A 17,381-nucleotide genomic window follows, 5' to 3' on the forward strand; every position below is an offset into this window, starting at 1 on the left:
GTATGTTCGCTCACTTCAACAGCTCTCGCGCTACGACGACGCGCTGCACCTCGGTCGCCCCCTCCCCGAGCCGTTTGACCCGCAGATCCCGGAACCACCGCTCCAACGGCAGCTCATCGGACAGCCCGAGCGCTCCGTGAATCTGTATGCAGCGGTCGACCACGTCGTATGCCTTCTCGGTGCCGTACATCTTCGCGATCGAGGCGTCGACCTTGACGTCCTTGCCCAGATCGGCGTTCCAGGCCGCCTGGTACACGAGCAGGCGTGCGGCACGCAATTCCACCTCCGACTCGACCAGCATCCACTGAATTCCCTGCTTATCGGCCAGCTTTCCGCCGAACACGTCGCGATCCCTGGCCCATCGGCACGCCATGTCCAGTGCCGACTGGGCGATTCCGATCGGCCCGGCCGGGTAGATGATTCGACTGTGCACGAGAAAGTCGCTGGCCAGCGAGAATCCGCCGCCTTCTTCGCCGACGAGATTGCTCACCGGAATGCGGACATCGTCGAAATGCAGTTCATACGGCGAGAACGAGGCGACCACACCGATGCGGCTGAACGTCAGTCCGGGAGTACCGTTCTCGACGATGAAGCACGAGATGCCGCCGCGGCCTTCACCGGTACGCGCGTAGACGACGCCCCAGTCCGCGTTCTCCGCATGCGAAGTCCACATCTTGCTGCCGTTGAGCACGTAGTGATCACCGTCGCGAACCGCTCTGAGCTTGATGGCGCGAGCCGGGTCGGAGCCACCGGACGCCTCGCTGATCGCGGTGTACGCCTTGGTCATCGTGCCATCGATGATCGGCCGCGCGAACTTCTCGAACTGCGCTCGGCTCGCCTTGAACATGACGTTCGGAGGGTTCCCGCCGAAAGCACCGAGAGCTGGGAAGAAGGCTCCCATACGGCATTTCGCCGCTTCTTCCGCAACGACCGCCTGACCCAGCACGCTGAGTCCGGCGCCGCCGAACTCCTCGGGAGTCTGCAACGCCCACAGCCCGAGAGCACGCGCCTTGGCCTGCAACGGAAGAAGCTGTGCGCGCGGCAGACCGGCGACATCGTGCGCGAGGGAGTCCTCGAGCGGACGTACCTCGGTCTCCATGAATCGGCGCACCGTCTCGCGGAGCAGCCGAAACTCCTCCGGAAGCTCCCAGGCACCCGTGACGGACTTCTGTTCGATGGTCGTCATCGACGCCGTACCTAGGCTTTCGCGCCGAACCGGCGGGCGCGAGCGTTGGCGAGCTGTGGTTCATGGTTCGCGTCGTACTGGGCGATCCACTCGGCAGGCAGTTTGCTCCACGCATCACCTATCCGCAGACGCTGGCCCTCGTTGAGGATCTCCGTCGCGACGACGTCACCGACGAAGATCGAACTCTCCTCGACATCGAGCGTGCCCATCACGCGAGCCTCGACGTAGCTGTGCGCGTCGAGCAGGATCGGCGCGCCGGTCACGCCGGTCTTGGTACGAAGTTTGCCGATCTTGTCGCCGTCACGGCCCGAGCTACCGCCGAGCGTCATCAGAATCTCGAGTGACTTGTGCACCTGCTCGTCTTCGGCACTGAGCATGTGCATGACGAAAATGCCCGAGTTCGAGACCATGTCGTGGGTCTTGTTGTACTTGGTCAGGCTGATCGTTGCGCGAGGCGCCTCGGGAATGATGCTCGCCGAGCCTGCCGACAAGGACATCAGGCCGTTGGCGAATCCGCCGTCGACAGTGGTGATGGCCACGGGAAACGGGCGCAGGCCGGCGAGGACACGGTTGGCGACTGCGGGATCGTAGGACATGGGAATTCTCTTTTCTACAAGTACGATTCGGAGGGTTCGAGGGCGGAGTCGAGATAGTCGAGCAGGTTCGCGGTGAAGATGTCGTTGTCGTCTCCGGCAACCATGTGGCCCGCGTCTCGGACGTCCACAACCTGTGCGTGCGGGATCAATTCGCGCATCTCGACGACCCCGTCGTCGGAAACGACATCCGACTCCTTACCCCGGACCAGCAGGACGGGACCGGAAATCCTTCGAGCAGCACGCTTCGAGCGTTCATAGATGACGGCGCTGACCGGGGTGTCGGGATGGTTCTCGGCGTCCACGGGGAACATCACGCGCGGGTCCCAGTGCCAGTGCCAGCGCCCATCGCGCAGCCGCAGGTTCTTCTTCAGTCCCTCCAGGTTCTTCGGTCGTGGCCGGCGCGGGTTGTAGGCCGAGATCGCCGCGGACGCCTCCTCGAGGGAGGAGAATCCGTTGGGTGCACTGCGCATGAAGTCGCGCACCCTCTTTCCGCCGGCCTGTTCCACCCGCACCGCGATGTCGACCAGCACCAGAGCCTGGGCCAGCTTCGGGTCCTCCCCCATCGCGATGAGCGCCACCTTGCCACCGAGCGATGCGCCGACCAGTGCGATTCCGAGCCCCGGATTGCGTTGCCGCACATGGGAAACCATGAGCCGAACATCCTCGATCATTACCGGCATTCCGTAGTCGCCGGCGGTGTCCCACTCACTGTCGCCATGTCCGCGCAGATCCACCGCGTACGCGATCCAGCCTCGACGCCCGAGTCGTTCACCTGTCGTGCGCCATGAATGGCGGGTCTGCCCGCCCCCGTGCAGCAGCAGCACGATGCCACGGGGCGCCGCGTCACCCGGCACCGGTTCCCACCTATCGGCGCACAGGCGAACACCTGCTCCCGGTAGGTCGACAGTGTCCGGTTCAACGTTCATCGAGTCGCCCTTCGCGCCGGAGCCTTGCGGCCGAGATGATCACTTCGTTACCGCGGGAACCTTCAGTACGACGGCACCGGCCTGGCCACCACCCGCGCACATCGCAGCGACGGCGTATCCGCCACCGCGGCGTCCCAATTCGTTCATCAGGCTGATGACCATTCGAGTGCCCGACGCGGCCACCGGATGTCCGAGGCTGCAACCGCTGCCGCTCACGTTGACGAGCGATTCATCGATGCCGAGCTTCTTGCACGCTGCGACCGGCACCGAGGCGAACGCCTCGTTGATCTCCCACAGAGCCACATCCGCGATACCGATACCCGCGCGATCGAGAACCTTGGGAATGACATCCAGGACGGCCAGTCCCGTCAGCGCGGGGTCGATCGCCGTTGCGGCCCATGCCTCGACCGTCGCCAGCACCGGTAGTCCCTGGTCGGCGGCGAGGTCACTGCCGACCACCAGGACAGCGGCGGCCGCGTCGTTCACGCCGCTGGCATTGCCGGCGGTGATCGAGAAGCCGTCGATCTCAGGGTGCAGCACCTTCAAGCTCGCAAGCTTTGCCAGGCTGGAGTCGCGTCGAGGATGCTCGTCGACGCTGAACTCCGTGCGGGTGCCGTCGGCCTGGCGTACCCGGACGGGCACGATCTCGTCGACGAAGGTGCCCGCATCGATGGCGGCGACCGCGCGCTGATGTGACCGGAATGCCCAGGCGTCCAACTCTTCCCGCGTGAGGCCGACTTCCTTGGCAGTGTTCCAGCCGACCGTGATGGACATGTCCATGTTCGGCGCTTCGACCGTATCGGGATGCGTCGGCGGCATCCACTTCTCGGTGAACTCGTCGACCCGCCCCGGCGTACGCCACGTCTGGATCGGGCTCGTCGATGTCGATTGCGTACCTCCGGCGATGATCGCCCGCTCGGCACCGGAGATGATCTGGCCGGCGGCGTTACCGATCGCGGTCAGGCCACCGGCGCAGTGCCGATTGACGGCTTGGCCGGGCACCTGCGGCATGCCGAGGACCACGGCCGCGTGCCGGGCCATGTCGCCGCCGCCGTAATTGGACTCGGCGAGAATGATGTCGTCGATCTGCGAGCCATCGAGACCGGAGCGCTTACACACCTCCCCGATCACTACTTCGGCGAGTTCCATCGCGCTGGTATCGCGCAGCGCGCCTTTGAACGCCGTGCCGATCGCGGTGCGCGCACCGGCGACGATGACCGCATCGATCTTGTCCGCCATAGTTCTACCCTTCGCAGTGGTGATGTCAGCCGAGCGTGAACGGATCGCGCGTCGCGCCGGTCAGTTCCACCCAGATGGCCTTGGTTTCGGTGAAGTCCTGGACTGCGCCGATGCCGTTCTCGCGGCCGATACCGCTGGATCCGACGCCACCGAACGGCACACTGGGCGAGACCGCGCGATACGCGTTGACCCAGACGGTTCCCGCGCGCAGCCGACCGGCGATCCGGTGCGCACGATGGACGTCCTTGGTCCAGACCGCCCCTGCCAGGCCGAATTCCGTTCCGTTCGCAGCGGCGACGGCCTCGTCCTCGTCGGTGAACGTCGAGACCACGAGCACGGGACCGAAGATCTCCTCGACCACCGCGCGCATGTCCGAGGTGACGTTCGTCAGCACCGTGGGCTTGACGAAGTATCCGCCGAGTTCATCCGATGCCTCACCGCCGTAGGCAATCGTGGCGCCCTGTTCCCTGGCGGATTCGAAGTGCGAGAGCACCTTTCGATATTGTGGCTCGTTCGATACCGGGCCCATCTCGGTCTTCGGATCCTTCGGGTCGCCGAGCACGATCGTCGAGGCCCGATCGACGATCTTGGCGACCAGTTCCTCGGCAACGCTTTCGTGCACCAGCAAGCGACTACCGGCAAGGCAGGTCTGGCCGGTAGCCGCGAAGATTCCGGAGATCACTCCATTGGCGGCCGCGTCGAGATCTGCGTCGGGAAACACCACCTGGGCCGATTTTCCGCCGAGCTCGAGGGTGAACCGGGTCATGTTCCCCAGAGCGGCCCGGCCCACCTTGATTCCGGTTTCGGTCGATCCGGTGAACGCGATCTTGTCGACGCCGGGGTGCGCGGCCAACGCGGCCCCGGTCTCGGGCCCCCAGCCGGTGACGACGTTGATCACGCCCGGCGGGAAACCGGCCTCCTGGAACAGCTTCGCGAATGCGACCGTCGAGGCCGGTGTGTAGTCGCTCGGCTTGACCACGAATGTGCACCCGGCGGCAAGGCCGGCTGCCAATTTCCAGCTCAGCAACAGCAGCGGCGAGTTCCACGGCGTAATCGCGCCGACGACCCCCACCGGTTCATGCTTGGTGTAGACCAGGTAATTCGGCTTATCGGTCGGAACGACCGCGCCCTCGAGCTTGTCGGCCATGCCGGCGTAGTAGTAATAGTAATCCGGCAGGCTCTTCATCTGACCGGACATCTCGCGCAACAGTTTTCCGCCGTCGCGGACCTCGAGCTCGGCCAGGTTCTCGGCTTCGCGAGCGATGATGTCGCCGAGTTTCCACAGCAGTTTTCCGCGAGCCGTTGCCGTCGATCGACCCCACGGCCCGTCGAGCGCGGCACGGGCGGCCTCGACCGCACGGTCGATGTCCGCGGCCGAGCCGTCGGACACTCTCGCCCACGGCGCTGCCGTATACGGGTCGGTGCTGTCGTAGGTGCGCCCGGATTCCGACTCGACGTCCACTCCGCCGATCAGCAACGAGAATCGAGCGAGCTCGGTCTCGGTAGAGACTGCTGCGGAGGATCCACTTCTACTGCTACTCACTTCGAATCTCCTTGATAGACCTCACGCTCGTCGCAACTCACCGGAAACGAGGTGCGCGCTTGTTCTTGCGCGAGTCGGTGCGACCTTCACCCCGATTGCCGATCTGCGTGTACGACAAGCCGTTTCGCAGCGCCATCGAGGGCGTCATATCGATGGACTCCCAGATCGCGCGCACAGTTCCCTGGATTGCCTCGGGGCGACGCGCGGCGATCTCGGTCGCCAGCTGATGCGCGCGGGTTCTCAGTTCGGATGCCGGCGTGACCTCGGTGACGATCCCGGCCCGCAGTGCGGTGTCCGCGGTCATACGTTCGTCGCTACCGAGCAGCGCCCATCGCATCACCTCGCCGAGCGCGACGCCGCGAGCGAGCATTCCGATGGGCTCCAACGAGGAGACCATGCCACCGTTGGCGTGCGGATCGAAGAACGTCGCGTCGTCGGAACAGATCACGATGTCGGATTCGTTGATGAAATACATCGCCCCACCCGCGGCCATGCCCTGCACCGCGCAGATCACCGGCTTCCAGACACGCTGCTGCCGCGGCCCGAGCGACACTCCCGGATCTTCCTGAATCCACCGGTTGCGATCCGCCCACCACGCACCCGCGCTCAGATCGACTCCGGTGCAGAAGGCGCGCTCTCCGTTGGCGCGCAGCACTGCCACGTGGATGTCGTCGTCGTCCCGGACTCGCGCCCACACCCGAACCATCTCCCCGGCCATGACCTCGTTGAAGCAGTTCATGCGATCGGGCCGGTTCAAGGTGATCGTCGCGATGTGGTCGGCCACCTCGAATTCGATGGTGGTGAACTCGGTGAGGTCACCCTCGGAGGTCATGGCGGCCACCTTCTCGTCGGCGTTCCGGGCGATGTATCGCTGTCGCAGCGCGGGTTTGGATATCTTTCCCAGCGGATTGCGAGGAATGGCATCCACCACTTCGACCTGTTCGGGGAATTTGCGAATGTTCAGCGGGGTGGTCCGCAGGTAGTTCTGTACCGACTCCAGTGTCGGCGGGTTGCTGTGATCGGCCGCAACCACGACCGCGCACACCCGCTCCCCCGACACCGCATCCGGAAGGCCGATCACGGTGAGATCCGCGATCATCGGATCATTGATCAACGTCTCCTCGACCTCACGGGCGGAGATGTTCTCCATTTTCCGCACGATGATGTCCTTGATCCGTCCCGTCACCGCCAGCCGGCCGTCGCCGTCGAGACAGCCCAGGTCGCCGGTGCGAAAGAAACCGTGTGCGTCCAGTGCATCCGCATCCAGCGCACTGTCGACGTACCCACGGAAGAGTTGTGGCCCGCGGACACGGATTTCGCCGATCTCACCGACGTCCGCGACCCGCTCGCCATCGCAGACGATGCGCACCTCGCCGCCTGCACCGGGGATGCCCTCGCATTCCGCGTGCTGGACGGGAGTATCGTGTGGGGTGCCCCACGTGATGTAGGGGCACTCGGTCATCCCGTAGCCGGAGATGATTCCCACACCCCCGAGCAACTCCCTCGCCCGGTCGCTGAGCGATGCCGGCCTACCGGAACCACCTCCGAGGGTGGCTCGCGAATACGGGAACAGCGGCGCTGCTCCGCGCTCCTGGGCGATCCGCAGGTACTCGTTGGTGAACGGCAGACCCGACCCCACCAGCGTCGCGCGACCCTCGATGAGTTGATCGGCATTGCGTTCCGGATCGAATACAGCGCTCACGATCAGCGCATGCCCGATGAGGAACGCGTGCAGAATGTGCGCGATGCCCCCGACGTGGGCAATGGGCACGAAGGCCGCACAGCGGTCCTCCGGTCCGACCTCGAGGTTGGATACGAATGTCCTTGCGGCAGCGATCAATCCGCGATCGGTGTGTTTGACCCCCTTCGGAGCGGCCGTGGTTCCGGACGTGTAGAAGATCCAATCGATCTCGTCCTCGCCTCGGTCCGACCACTCGCGTGGCGGTAGTTGTGCCGGATCACCCAGTTCCCAGGCATCGTCGACGATCAGTACCTCGAGCCCCTCGACCGAGGCCCGCACCCGTTGCGCCATCTCGCCGTGCGCGTATCCACGGAACTCGCGCGGAACGATCAACAACGACGCCCGCACCTGGTCGGTGATGAACTCGACGTCCGCATCGCGCAAAACAGGAATGATCGGGTTCTGTATCGCACCCAGACGGGAGAGCGCGGCGGCCATCGCCATGGTCTCGACGCTGTTGGGCAGCTGCCACGACACCACGTCTCCGGGCCGAACCCCGCGCGCGTACAGCGTCGCCGCGATACCGTCGGCCAGTTCCCGGAAGCCACCGAACGTGTAGTGCCGACGGTGCTCGTCCACGGCGAATTCCGCCTCGGGACTCACCTCGGCTCGTTCGGCGACCAACTCCCACACCGTCGCCGCGCGCAGCATCTCGTCGGGTGCAGCACGGCCGACACTGTCCACCACATCACTCATCGCGGGCCCCTATTCGGCTGCGATCGCGCGAAGTTCGTCGGCGATGACGCGCTTGAGGATCTTGCCCGCCGGACCCAGCGGCAATTCGGTTCGGAACACGAAACGCCGAGGCTGCTTGTAGCCGGCGAGTTCGGCTCGACAGAGCGTGGTGAGTTCGCCGGTGACCACATCGGTGTCGATGTCGCCGCGCGGAACCACGACCGCGACGGGAGTTTCGCCCCATTCGGGATCCGGAACACCCACGACCGCCACCATCTCCACGGCACCGTGGTGTCCGATGACGCGTTCGATCTCCGCCGGATAGACATTGAATCCGCCCGAGATGATCATGTCCGTCTTACGACCGGTGATGTGCAGGTACCGCTCCTCGTCGAGGAATCCGAGATCGCCCGACCACAGACCGGTGGGCCGGAAGGTCTGCGCGGTCTGCTCGGCCCGGTTCCAGTAACCGAGCGCGTTGGCGTCGGATTCGATGACGATCTCACCGATCTCACCGGCCGGGACCTCCGCGCCGTCGGCATCGACGATGCGTATCGAGACCATCGGCGTCTCCTGACCGCACGAGGTGAGGATCGACGTCTTGCCCGCGACCATATCTCTGTGGTCCTGCGGCGTGAGGATCGTCGCCTGGCCACCGCATTCGGTGAGCCCGTACCGTTGCTGCAGGTCGCAACCGAGCAGGTCCATCGCCCTACGCGCCAGCCCGGGAGGGACCGGTGACGAGCCGTAGCTGATCCGGCGCAGACTCGACATGTCGCGAGCCGGGCCGTCCTCGAGGATGCGCAGCGTGCGCTGGAGCATCGTCGGAATGAATGTGGTGAATGTGATTCCGCTGCGCTCGATCTCGTCGATGACCGCCTGCGGGTCGAACTTCTTGTGAATCACCATGGTCTGACCGAGGTACGTCCACGACACGGTACGGACCATCCCGCCCGCCGTGAAGAACGGTGTGGTGGCCAGGAAGACGTCCGACCGGTTCCCCTCGGTGACGAGATTGGTGTCGACCGCCTGCGCGAGCAGTGCGCGGTGCGTGTTCACCACACCCTTGGACCTGCCGGTGGTGCCACTCGTATAGAGCAGGAACAAGATGTCGTCCGGGTCGACGGACGGCAACACGGCATGCTGACCCTGGCGGAGGGCGGCGTCGTATTCCTGTCCGACAGCGGTATTCGGGTCGTCGTCGCTGCCGATCCTGACGATCAGGTCGAGATCGCGGAGCTCACCGCCGAACCGCTCGATCTGGTCGGTGTGCACGATTGCCACGCGTGCCCCGGAATCGTCGCGCACGTGTGCCAACTCGTCGGGCGCCAGGCGTATGTTCACCGGCACCGCGACCAATCCCGCCTTGGCCAACGCGAACGTCGCTTCGGGCCACTCCAGACAGTTCCGGGCGAGCACGAGCACGCGGTCGCCCTTCCGCAAGCCCTGGTCGACGAGATATCGGGCCAACCGGCCGGACCGCTCGTCCACCTGCGACCAGGTGTGCGTGCGTCCGCCCTCGACGACTGCGGTCTTATCGGGACAACGTCGCGCGTTGTTCCGCGGAATGTCACCTACCAGCACAGTTCCTCGCAAGTATTTTCGGGAAGGTTCACACCTTCGGTGTATCGGGTAGTCGGGTCAGATCAGGAAGGCGAGAGTGTCGAGCGGTCCCCCCGCACCGACGAGATGCACTGTCTTGGAAACGAGTTCGAACCCGCTGCCGATGCGACGCACGGTGTGGATCACCCGCCCGGCCCAGATGCGTTGGGTGTGGCGGTACTCGAACACCGCGAAGTTCGAACCCACCGTCACCGTGTCGGAGGTGGACTCCAGCACCTCCATGTTGCTCAATGTGCGTCGCATGACCGACGGTGGCGTCTGCGAGTGCCGGTTTCCGGTATTGAGCTGCGCGACACGAGATTTGATGCGCCGACGGTTGTCGTAGATGTAGGACAGCTGGGTCCGCGGATCGGTATCCGGATGCATCGGCACCCAGTAGAGCGCGTCATCGGCCCACAGCAATTCCCACTCGGAGTACCGTCCCTCGTCGGCGAGGCGGGACTCCAGATACAGGAAGCCGGCCACGTCGGCGTCCGGCGCGGGCAGCGGTGTGAACGTGCGCGCGACATCGGCGGCCGCGGAGGTTGCTGTGCTGTCTTCGGTGGTCACCACGGTCAGATCTCCTGTCCCACAACGGCGGCCCACTGGCGGTAGAACCCGCGCTGGGGCGTTTCCGCACTCTTGTCGCTGTTGACGATCCCGGTCTCGTCGGTCTCGTCGGTCTCGAGGCCGCGCGACAGGCGGAGCCATTCGGGTTTCCGCGCAGCGAGTCCGGCCTGGTTGCGCATCCCGATCTCGCCGTCGTCCGCGATGAGGAAACCGGCGGGCCCCATTGCGCCTTCGGAGCGACGCAGTGTGCGCTCGTTCAACTTGTCCTGTCCGGGGATCATCACCGCGGTGGTGTACGCGATCGTCCGGTCCACATCGATGGGCTCGACGTACATCACGTTCATCTCGGCCAGGAAGAGATTCGGCCAGATGAGGGTGTGCGCGGGGCCCACCACGAGCGCGTCGTGCGCCTTCTCCACGCCGTGCGCCTTCTCCAGCGCGGCAACGTATTCCGGCAGCTTCTCCCGTGGTGTGCGCCCGTACCAGACGAATTCCTCGTCCAGCTTTCGGTATTCGGCGGAGTAGTCGATCTCGGAGTGCCCGTCGCCGATATCGCGCACGACCACCTCGACCTTGGAGGGAATGTGCGAGACCTTGGCGGGCTTGATGGCGTCGTAGACCGACGCGTGCGTGAACAGGGCGTGATAGCCGTCGACGTTGTTCTCCACCACCATCTTCCAGTTCGCGTGGTGCAGGTGCTTCATCCAGTTCGACCGCAGGTCGATCGTGCCGGTGGGAGACAAGTCCAGGACACGGTCGATCGCTCTCGTGGCCCCGCCGAGATGTTCCTTCAGCGACACGCCGTCAGCGGACAGCGATGCGAACAGGAAACCGCCGTAGCTGTCGACGCGTGGCGCCTCGGCCATCCCCAGTTCCGAGCGCACCTTCTTGAATGCGTCCCCGTAACCGTTACGAATGGGGACCGCGGCCAGCGAGCCGTCGTTGGAGAAGGTCCAACCGTGGTAGGGGCACCGGAAGTTGCTGGCGTTGCCCGATTCCGCGTTGCACAGCTTGTTCGCACGATGCGAACAACGGTTCAGCAGAACGCGTACGACGCCGTCCTTGCCGCGCACCACGACGACGGGATCGTGACCGATGACGCGAGTCAGGTAATCCCCCTCCTCGCTCACTTCGCTCTCGTGGGCCACATACACCCAACCGGTGCGGAAAATGGTGTCCATTTCCCGCTTGAAGATCTCCGGCGAGGTGTACACCGATCCGTGCACTCGGTCCCCTTGCACAACATCTGCGACGTCGAACGTGTCGGCGTTCTTCGTGGTGTGGTTCGTCGCGGTGTGCAGCGACGCCGAGTGAGCCACCGTCGGTTCGAGTGTGCTCATGAGCGGGCCTCCGTATCGAGTGGAGCGGCAATGATGCGTGCGGCGGGAATCGAGACGCCGCCGAGAGTGCGAAATCCGACGATCACGGCGTCACCGATTCGGGGCGCCGTCGAGGTGGGGTCGATCGTCGTCATGATCAACCGGTGACCACCGGCCAGTTCCACATCGACGATCGGGTACGGCGTGGTCGTCCTGACCAATCCGGTTTCGAGTCGGTGCATCAGGGTGGACGAGTGGACCGTTCCGACGAGTTCGGTTGATCGCCAGGCTTTTTCGAACGATCCGCACCGATCGCAGACCTGTTGTTCGAGGTCGAGCGGGCAGTCGCAGCCGATGCAGAAGGGCAGCACCAGCTCGCCGCGAGCTGCTCCGTCATACAGCGGGGCCATCGGATCCCCGTCGGACTGTGGCGCCAGCCCGTCGTCGAGAAGCCAGTCTGTCGAGGCGTCGGTGTCGGTGGTCATGGTCATGCGGCACGCTCGAGTACGAGTGCCGCGTGGTGGTCGATGCGGCCACCGATACCACCGACCAGGGCCGTCGTCGCGCCGTCCACCTGACGCTCGCCGCCGTGACCGCGTAGTTGCACGACAGCCTCGGACAACGGCGTCATCCCCTGGAGGTAGAAACCGGAGAGCTGGCCGCCACCGGTATTGGTCGGCAGTACGCCACCCGGGCCGGTTTCGCCGGCTCGGACGAAGTCACCGGCCCTGGCACCGCGGGCCAGATCATATTCCTCGAGCAACATCAGCGTCACCGCCGAGAAGGGGTCGTAGAGCTGGGCGGTATCGAGGTCGGCGCGGGTCATTCCGGCTTCTGCCAGTGCGTCGTCCACGGCACGGCGGCCACCGCCGAACCAGGATTCGCCGCCGGACCGGCGGTGACGAACCGGGTGATCGCGCCCGGCGCCCCGAATCGTGACCCGTGAGCCGGCGCCGATGGCCGGGTCTGTCGCAACGACGACCGCGACGGCGCCGTTGACCGGTCGTGCGCAATCGAGTCTGCGCAGGGGGTCGGCGATCATCGGGCTGGCGTAGTACCCGTCGCGGTCGAGTGGGGAACGCACGACGGCGTCGGGGTTGCGCTGCGCCCAGTCGCGGGTGGTGGTGGCGACGGCGCAGAGATCGTCGGCGCTTCCCCCGCTGGTGTGCATCCAGCGGTTGGTCAGCAGCGCATAGGTCGGTACGGAGCCGAGCACCCCGGATGCGCGTTCGAGGCCGCGCGCACCGCTGTGACCACCGCTGTGTGCGTACGTCGAGCCTGCGGCCCTGCCCGCTACCAGGGGCGCATCGGCGAATACGCAGACCACCGCCCGAGCCGCTCGGGATGCGACGGCAATCCGTGCGTGCTGAATCATCGCGATGCTGGTCGCGCCTTTGATTTCGACGTGTTCGAGCAGTCGCAGATCGGCGAACCCGCCCTGAGAGGCAAACGCCACTCCGAGGCGGTCCGGACGAATGCCCTGGGAGGAGCCGACCAGCAAGCCGTCGATGTCGCACAGCTCGAGACCGGCGTCGTTCACCGCCGAGCGAGTCGCGGTACAGGCAAGCTCCAGTGGGGATGCGCCGGGTTTCAACGACATCTCGGTCATTCCGAAGCCCACGATCGCGGGAGCGGTCATCGCACGGATCCCCGGATCGGGCCCAGTGACCGATCTCGACGCTCGTCGCGGTAGTTGCCCACACGGATCCAGTCCTCGCGATCCTCGGGGGTGGCAAGGCACAGACTCGCCAACTCGAGCGGCGACAGGAAGATGTGGTCGCCGGTCTCGGCATCCTCGACCAGCAGGCGCGGACCGTTGCCCGTGTCGTCGAGCGAGACACGGACCACCGCGAACTCGTTGGACAACTGCGCCAGCTCGCGCCGCCTCGCCGGGCGGCGAACCGTTTCTTCGTCAGACATTGACCTCAACTCTTTCGATGACCAGCAGGCGGTCGACCCACTCACCTCGCGGCGGCGATCGACGTACCCACCCCCATATGCATATCGTATGCGAGTGTCAGAAACAATGGTGTCGATCGATGAGGATCATCCAACAGACTCAACGATCTCCCAGTTCAACGCACTGGACTGATGTGTGACAAAGATGCACACTATGATTAGTTTGACCTCGAACGAGGACACAGCGTCAGACCACCTGGACCGCTGACTGCGCACTCGGCAACACGGAAGGCTCCGATGACAGAGACCACGATCGACCCCCCGGCCACCCCGGACTCCGCTGTGGACACCGCCGACTACCAGAGCATCTGGGGCTATCTCCGCGAGCTCGAGTTCCGTCAGGGCTTCCTCGTCGTCGACGGCGTCAGGACCCGGTACGCCGAAGCCGGATCGCCGGACAAGCCGCACGCGATCCTGCTGCACGGCACCGGTGGACACTGGGAGACGTTCGCACCCAACCTCGCCGCGCTCAGCGAGCACTATCACTGCCTCGCAGTCGATCTCGTGGGCAACGGCTTTTCCGACAAGCCCGACCACGACTACGAGATCGCCGTATACGTTCGCCACATCACGGCGGTGATGGATCGATTCGGTATGGACAAGGCGCACTTCATCGGCATGTCCCTGGGCGCATGGGTGTCCGCTGCCGTCGCCGTCGCGCACCCCGGTCGCGTGGACAAATTGATTCTCATGTCCCCTGCGGGGCTGATCGCCACCGCCTCGAACATGGCCAGAATCCGCGCCGAACGCACTGCGGCCGTAGCGAATCCGACGTGGGAATCCATCCACAAGGTCTTCGAACATCTCATCGCGGACGAGTCGCGCCGCCTTCCGGACCTGATCGCGCTGCGCCAGGCCATCTATCGCCGCGAGGACACGCGCACCTCGATCGAGCACCTGCTGATCCTGCAAGACGCAACTGCCCGCGACCGCAATCTGATCCCGGAGGAGAAGTGGGCGAGCATCACCGCGCCGACGATGATCGTGGCCTCGGGCAAGGACCACGGCGAGTATCAGAGCACCGCTCGAACGGTCGCGCGGCTGATCCCGAACTCCGAGATCTTCGAGATGGCCGACGTTCGCCACTGGCCGCACTTCGAGGATCCGGACAGTTTCAACCCGGCGGCTCTCACATTCCTCGCGAAATCCGGGCAAGCCGATGAGTGAGACGCTGGGCGAGTCCGCCGTCGCCGACGCCGCGGCACGTCTCCACGACGCCGAGAAGAACCGTTCGCCCATCGGCCAACTCTCGCTGCAATATCCGGCCATGACGATCGAGGACGCCTACGCCGTGCAACGCGCGCTCGTCGCCCTGAAGATCGCAGACGGACGCAGCGTGCGGGGACGCAAGATCGGACTCACCTCCAAGGTCATGCAGCGTGCCGTCTCGATCTCGGAGCCGGATTACGGAGTCCTGTTCGACGACATGTTCTTCGACGACGGTGGCGTTGTCCCGGCCGGACGCTTCATCCGTCCGCGCGTCGAGGTGGAGCTCGCCTTCGTGCTCGGTGAGGCGCTGAAAGGCCCGGGAGTCACGCTGTACGACGTGCTGCGCGCCAGTGAATACGTCACTCCTGCGCTCGAGATTCTCGATGCACGGGTCCAGATGAGCGATCCGGCCACCGGGCATCTGCGTACGATTGTCGACACCATCGCGGACAATGCCGCGGATGCCGGAATCGTGCTCGGCGGCAACGTCGTTCGCCCGCTCGATGTCGACCTGCGGTGGGTGGGGGCACTGCTGCTGCGCAACGCCTCGATCGAGGAGTCGGGACTGGCGGCCGCCGTGCTCAATCACCCCGCGAACGGTGTGGCCTGGCTGGCCAACCGCCTGGCCCCGCACGACGTCGCGCTGCAAGCGGGCGAGATCATCCTCGCGGGGTCGTTCACCAAGCCGGTGTTCGCCGAACCCGGGGACACGTTCGTGGCGGACTACGGCCCGCTCGGCACGGTATCGATCTACTTCGAGCGCGAGGGCCGATGACATCGGCGAACCGGTGGCGCGAGGCACTGCACGGCGCAGCGCCACAAATCGGCATGTGGATCGCCTCCGGCAACGCCTACACCGCCGAGATCTGCGCGGGATCCGGGGTGGACTGGTTGATGCTCGACCAGGAGCACGTACCCAACGATCTGCGGTCGACACTCGCGCAGTTGCAGGCCGTCGCCGCCTACCCGGTCGAGGTGCTGGTGCGGCCCGCATCCGGCGACCCGGTCGTGATCAAACAACTGCTCGATATCGGCGTCACCAACTTGATCGTTCCGATGGTCGAGTCCGCCGAGGAGGCCGCTGCGCTGGTGGCCGCGACGCGCTACCCGCCCAACGGCATCCGAGGGGTCGGTAGCGCTCTCGCGCGCGCCTCCCACTGGAATCGAATTTCTGACTATCTGAACACAGCGGACGACAGCATCTCCCTGACCGTGCAGGTCGAGTCCGTCGCCGGACTCGACGCAGTGAAGGCCATCGCGTCGACGCCGGGAGTCGATGCGGTGTTCATCGGACCCGCCGACCTCGCCGCGTCGATGGGACATCTCGGAAAACCACAGATTCCCATGGTCGTCAATGCCGTTGAACAGGCAATTTCAGATATCGTAGCCTGTGACACAGCGGCCGGCGTCAACGCGTTCGACGAGACGATCGCCCGGAGGTACATGGCGGCGGGGGCTCGGTTCGTTCTCGTCGGCGCCGATGTCACGATCCTCGCTCGCGGCAGCGAGGCGCTCGCACAGCGCTACCACGACTCGGAAGATGCATCGTCCAAGACTTCAATCTGACGGTAGTGTCACTTATACTCGTGTGTAGACGGACTGCGGATCGCACGATTCGCCGCTATGGAAGGCCCGAAGATGGACTTGGACTTCACGGAAGAACAAGTGGAGTTCCGCGACCAGGTACGTACATGGTTGGAGGAGAACAAACCGCGCGAGCCGCGCCCCCGCGACAGTGCGGGGATCCGTGAATACGACCTGGCGTGGCAACGCACGCAGTGGCAGGGCGGTTGGGCCGGCATCGCCTGGCCCACCGAGTACGGCGGCCGCGGCCTGACACTGTTGCAGCAGTTGATCTGGTACGAGGAGTACGCCGCGCACGGACTACCCGGCATCGACGCGAACTTCGTCGGACTCAGTCACGCCGGGCCGACGCTGATCACCCGCGCCAGCGAAGACCAGAAGGCCTTCCACCTGCCGAAGATCCTCCAGGGTGAAGTTGTCTGGTGTCAGGGATTCTCCGAACCGGAAGCCGGATCGGATCTGGCCGCGCTGAAGACCAAGGCGATCGTGGACGGCGATTCGCTCGTGGTCAGCGGACAGAAGATCTGGACGAGCTTCGCGATGAGCGCCGACTACCAGGAGTTGCTGGTACGGACCGACAACACCGACAGCAAGCACGCGGGCATCACCTGGGTGATCTGCGACATGCACAGCCCCGGCATCGAGGTGCGCCCGATCCGGACGATCGAGGGGGGCGAGGAATTCTGCGAAGTCTTCTACGACGACGTCCGAATTCCCCTGACCAACATCGTCGGCGACATCGGATCCGGCTGGAGCGTGGCGATGTCCACGCTGTCCTTCGAACGCGGAACAGCATTCACCGCCAATCAGGTGCGCCTGGCGAATGTCGTCGAGGATCTGATCGAGTTCGCCCGCGATCACGTCGGCCCGGACGGGCACCGCGCCGCCATCGAGGACGACGAGATTTCCCGTCGCCTGGCCCGAGCGCGGGCATCGGTGGCCTCGCTGCGCGCGATGACCTACGTCGGCATCTGCGAGAACCTGAAGTCGGATACCCCCGGCCCGCGGGGCTCGGTGCTCAAGCTGTACTACGCCGACCTGTGCAAAGAGGTGGCCGCCTTGGCAATGGACATCGTCGGAGTCGACGCGTTGCGGGATTCGTCCCGGTGGGACCGCAACGGCTGGGTGGGCAACTACCTGTACTCGTTCTCCCAGTCGATCGGTGGAGGAACGTCGGAGATTCAACGCAACATCATCGGGGAGCGCGTCCTCGGTCTCCCACGGTGAGAGAA

Annotated in this window: 16 protein-coding genes and 1 pseudogene; 4 read left to right on the forward strand and 13 right to left on the reverse strand. The window is 65.1% G+C overall.

The window, feature by feature from the left end; genetic code table 11:
• Positions 1 to 10: 10 nt before the first annotated feature.
• The 13 genes and pseudogenes from ON40_RS14130 to ON40_RS14185 all read right to left on the reverse strand — a co-directional run bounded on the left by ON40_RS14130 (position 11) and on the right by ON40_RS14185 (position 13,317).
• On the reverse strand, positions 11 to 1,186 hold the full coding sequence (locus tag ON40_RS14130; protein ID WP_040822682.1) for an acyl-CoA dehydrogenase family protein: 1,176 nt from the start codon (positions 1,184 to 1,186) through the stop codon (positions 11 to 13).
• Between the two features lie 11 nt (positions 1,187 to 1,197).
• Positions 1,198 to 1,782: a flavin reductase family protein gene (locus tag ON40_RS14135; protein WP_040822684.1), complete on the reverse strand. Its 585-nt coding sequence runs from the start codon at positions 1,780 to 1,782 to the stop codon at positions 1,198 to 1,200.
• A gap of 14 nt (positions 1,783 to 1,796) precedes the next feature.
• Positions 1,797 to 2,708, reverse strand: coding sequence for an alpha/beta fold hydrolase (locus ON40_RS14140; RefSeq protein WP_040822686.1), 912 nt, complete (start codon positions 2,706 to 2,708; stop codon positions 1,797 to 1,799).
• 39 nt (positions 2,709 to 2,747) lie between these two features.
• Positions 2,748 to 3,947, reverse strand: a complete 1,200-nt coding sequence (locus ON40_RS14145; protein ID WP_040822688.1) for a thiolase family protein — start codon at positions 3,945 to 3,947, stop codon at positions 2,748 to 2,750.
• A 25-nt stretch (positions 3,948 to 3,972) separates the two neighbouring features.
• Positions 3,973 to 5,490, reverse strand: a complete 1,518-nt coding sequence (locus ON40_RS14150; RefSeq protein WP_040822689.1) for an aldehyde dehydrogenase — start codon at positions 5,488 to 5,490, stop codon at positions 3,973 to 3,975.
• A 37-nt stretch (positions 5,491 to 5,527) separates the two neighbouring features.
• Entirely contained in the window at positions 5,528 to 6,322 is a 795-nt protein-coding gene (locus ON40_RS54570) for an enoyl-CoA hydratase/isomerase family protein (protein WP_245567856.1), read from the reverse strand.
• Positions 6,323 to 6,397: 75 nt separating this feature from the next.
• Positions 6,398 to 7,927, reverse strand: a pseudogene (locus tag ON40_RS54575) (AMP-binding protein); the annotation flags it as partial.
• Between the two features lie 9 nt (positions 7,928 to 7,936).
• On the reverse strand, positions 7,937 to 9,490 hold the full coding sequence (locus ON40_RS14160; RefSeq protein ID WP_040822691.1) for a class I adenylate-forming enzyme family protein: 1,554 nt from the start codon (positions 9,488 to 9,490) through the stop codon (positions 7,937 to 7,939).
• Between the two features lie 57 nt (positions 9,491 to 9,547).
• Positions 9,548 to 10,081 (reverse strand): aromatic-ring-hydroxylating dioxygenase subunit beta, encoded by a 534-nt coding sequence (locus ON40_RS14165; protein ID WP_373281903.1) that lies wholly within the window; start codon positions 10,079 to 10,081, stop codon positions 9,548 to 9,550.
• A 2-nt stretch (positions 10,082 to 10,083) separates the two neighbouring features.
• Positions 10,084 to 11,418 carry an aromatic ring-hydroxylating oxygenase subunit alpha gene (locus ON40_RS14170; protein WP_174435034.1) on the reverse strand — a complete coding sequence of 445 codons (1,335 nt, stop codon included), beginning with the start codon at positions 11,416 to 11,418 and terminating at the stop codon, positions 10,084 to 10,086.
• Positions 11,415 to 11,882, reverse strand: a complete 468-nt coding sequence (locus ON40_RS14175) for a Zn-ribbon domain-containing OB-fold protein (RefSeq protein WP_174435040.1) — start codon at positions 11,880 to 11,882, stop codon at positions 11,415 to 11,417. The genes ON40_RS14170 and ON40_RS14175 overlap by 4 nt, the downstream gene beginning before the upstream one ends.
• Before the next feature lie 2 nt (positions 11,883 to 11,884).
• On the reverse strand, positions 11,885 to 13,036 hold the full coding sequence (locus tag ON40_RS14180; RefSeq protein ID WP_040822695.1) for a thiolase family protein: 1,152 nt from the start codon (positions 13,034 to 13,036) through the stop codon (positions 11,885 to 11,887).
• Positions 13,033 to 13,317 (reverse strand): hypothetical protein, encoded by a 285-nt coding sequence (locus tag ON40_RS14185; RefSeq protein WP_040822697.1) that lies wholly within the window; start codon positions 13,315 to 13,317, stop codon positions 13,033 to 13,035. The genes ON40_RS14180 and ON40_RS14185 overlap by 4 nt, the downstream gene beginning before the upstream one ends.
• Before the next feature lie 276 nt (positions 13,318 to 13,593).
• On the opposite strand from ON40_RS14185, the gene ON40_RS14190 reads away from it, so the two are divergent.
• The 4 genes from ON40_RS14190 to ON40_RS14205 all read left to right on the forward strand — a co-directional run bounded on the left by ON40_RS14190 (position 13,594) and on the right by ON40_RS14205 (position 17,376).
• A complete protein-coding gene (locus ON40_RS14190; protein WP_040822699.1) occupies positions 13,594 to 14,523 on the forward strand; it encodes an alpha/beta fold hydrolase in 930 nt (309 codons plus the stop codon).
• The gene (gene hpaH, locus ON40_RS14195) at positions 14,516 to 15,340 is read left to right on the forward strand and encodes a 2-oxo-hept-4-ene-1,7-dioate hydratase (protein WP_040822701.1); all 825 of its coding nucleotides are present in this window, start codon (positions 14,516 to 14,518) and stop codon (positions 15,338 to 15,340) included. Before ON40_RS14190 ends, hpaH begins: the two co-directional genes overlap by 8 nt.
• A complete protein-coding gene (locus tag ON40_RS14200; protein ID WP_040822703.1) occupies positions 15,337 to 16,131 on the forward strand; it encodes an aldolase/citrate lyase family protein in 795 nt (264 codons plus the stop codon). The genes hpaH and ON40_RS14200 overlap by 4 nt, the downstream gene beginning before the upstream one ends.
• 72 nt (positions 16,132 to 16,203) lie before the next feature.
• Positions 16,204 to 17,376, forward strand: coding sequence for an acyl-CoA dehydrogenase family protein (locus ON40_RS14205; protein ID WP_040823933.1), 1,173 nt, complete (start codon positions 16,204 to 16,206; stop codon positions 17,374 to 17,376).
• The last annotated feature ends 5 nt before the right edge of the window (positions 17,377 to 17,381 follow it).

The sequence above is a fragment of the Nocardia jiangxiensis NBRC 101359 genome (assembly GCF_000308615.1).
GTDB lineage: Bacteria > Actinomycetota > Actinomycetes > Mycobacteriales > Mycobacteriaceae > Nocardia > Nocardia jiangxiensis.

What these genes read in the sequence shown, in the direction of transcription:
- ON40_RS14190 (WP_040822699.1), top strand. Translation starts at nt 13,594, where the DNA reads ATGACAGAGACCACGATCGACCCCCCGGCCACCCCGGACTCCGCTGTG.
- ON40_RS14135 (WP_040822684.1), bottom strand. Translation starts at nt 1,782, where the DNA reads ATGTCCTACGATCCCGCAGTCGCCAACCGTGTCCTCGCCGGCCTGCGC.
- ON40_RS14145 (WP_040822688.1), bottom strand. Translation starts at nt 3,947, where the DNA reads ATGGCGGACAAGATCGATGCGGTCATCGTCGCCGGTGCGCGCACCGCG.
- ON40_RS14130 (WP_040822682.1), bottom strand. Translation starts at nt 1,186, where the DNA reads ATGACGACCATCGAACAGAAGTCCGTCACGGGTGCCTGGGAGCTTCCG.
- ON40_RS14175 (WP_174435040.1), bottom strand. Translation starts at nt 11,882, where the DNA reads ATGACCACCGACACCGACGCCTCGACAGACTGGCTTCTCGACGACGGG.
- hpaH (WP_040822701.1), top strand. Translation starts at nt 14,516, where the DNA reads ATGAGTGAGACGCTGGGCGAGTCCGCCGTCGCCGACGCCGCGGCACGT.
- ON40_RS14185 (WP_040822697.1), bottom strand. Translation starts at nt 13,317, where the DNA reads ATGTCTGACGAAGAAACGGTTCGCCGCCCGGCGAGGCGGCGCGAGCTG.
- ON40_RS54570 (WP_245567856.1), bottom strand. Translation starts at nt 6,322, where the DNA reads ATGACCTCCGAGGGTGACCTCACCGAGTTCACCACCATCGAATTCGAG.
- ON40_RS14180 (WP_040822695.1), bottom strand. Translation starts at nt 13,036, where the DNA reads ATGACCGCTCCCGCGATCGTGGGCTTCGGAATGACCGAGATGTCGTTG.
- ON40_RS14140 (WP_040822686.1), bottom strand. Translation starts at nt 2,708, where the DNA reads ATGAACGTTGAACCGGACACTGTCGACCTACCGGGAGCAGGTGTTCGC.
- ON40_RS14205 (WP_040823933.1), top strand. Translation starts at nt 16,204, where the DNA reads ATGGACTTGGACTTCACGGAAGAACAAGTGGAGTTCCGCGACCAGGTA.
- ON40_RS14200 (WP_040822703.1), top strand. Translation starts at nt 15,337, where the DNA reads ATGACATCGGCGAACCGGTGGCGCGAGGCACTGCACGGCGCAGCGCCA.
- ON40_RS14170 (WP_174435034.1), bottom strand. Translation starts at nt 11,418, where the DNA reads ATGAGCACACTCGAACCGACGGTGGCTCACTCGGCGTCGCTGCACACC.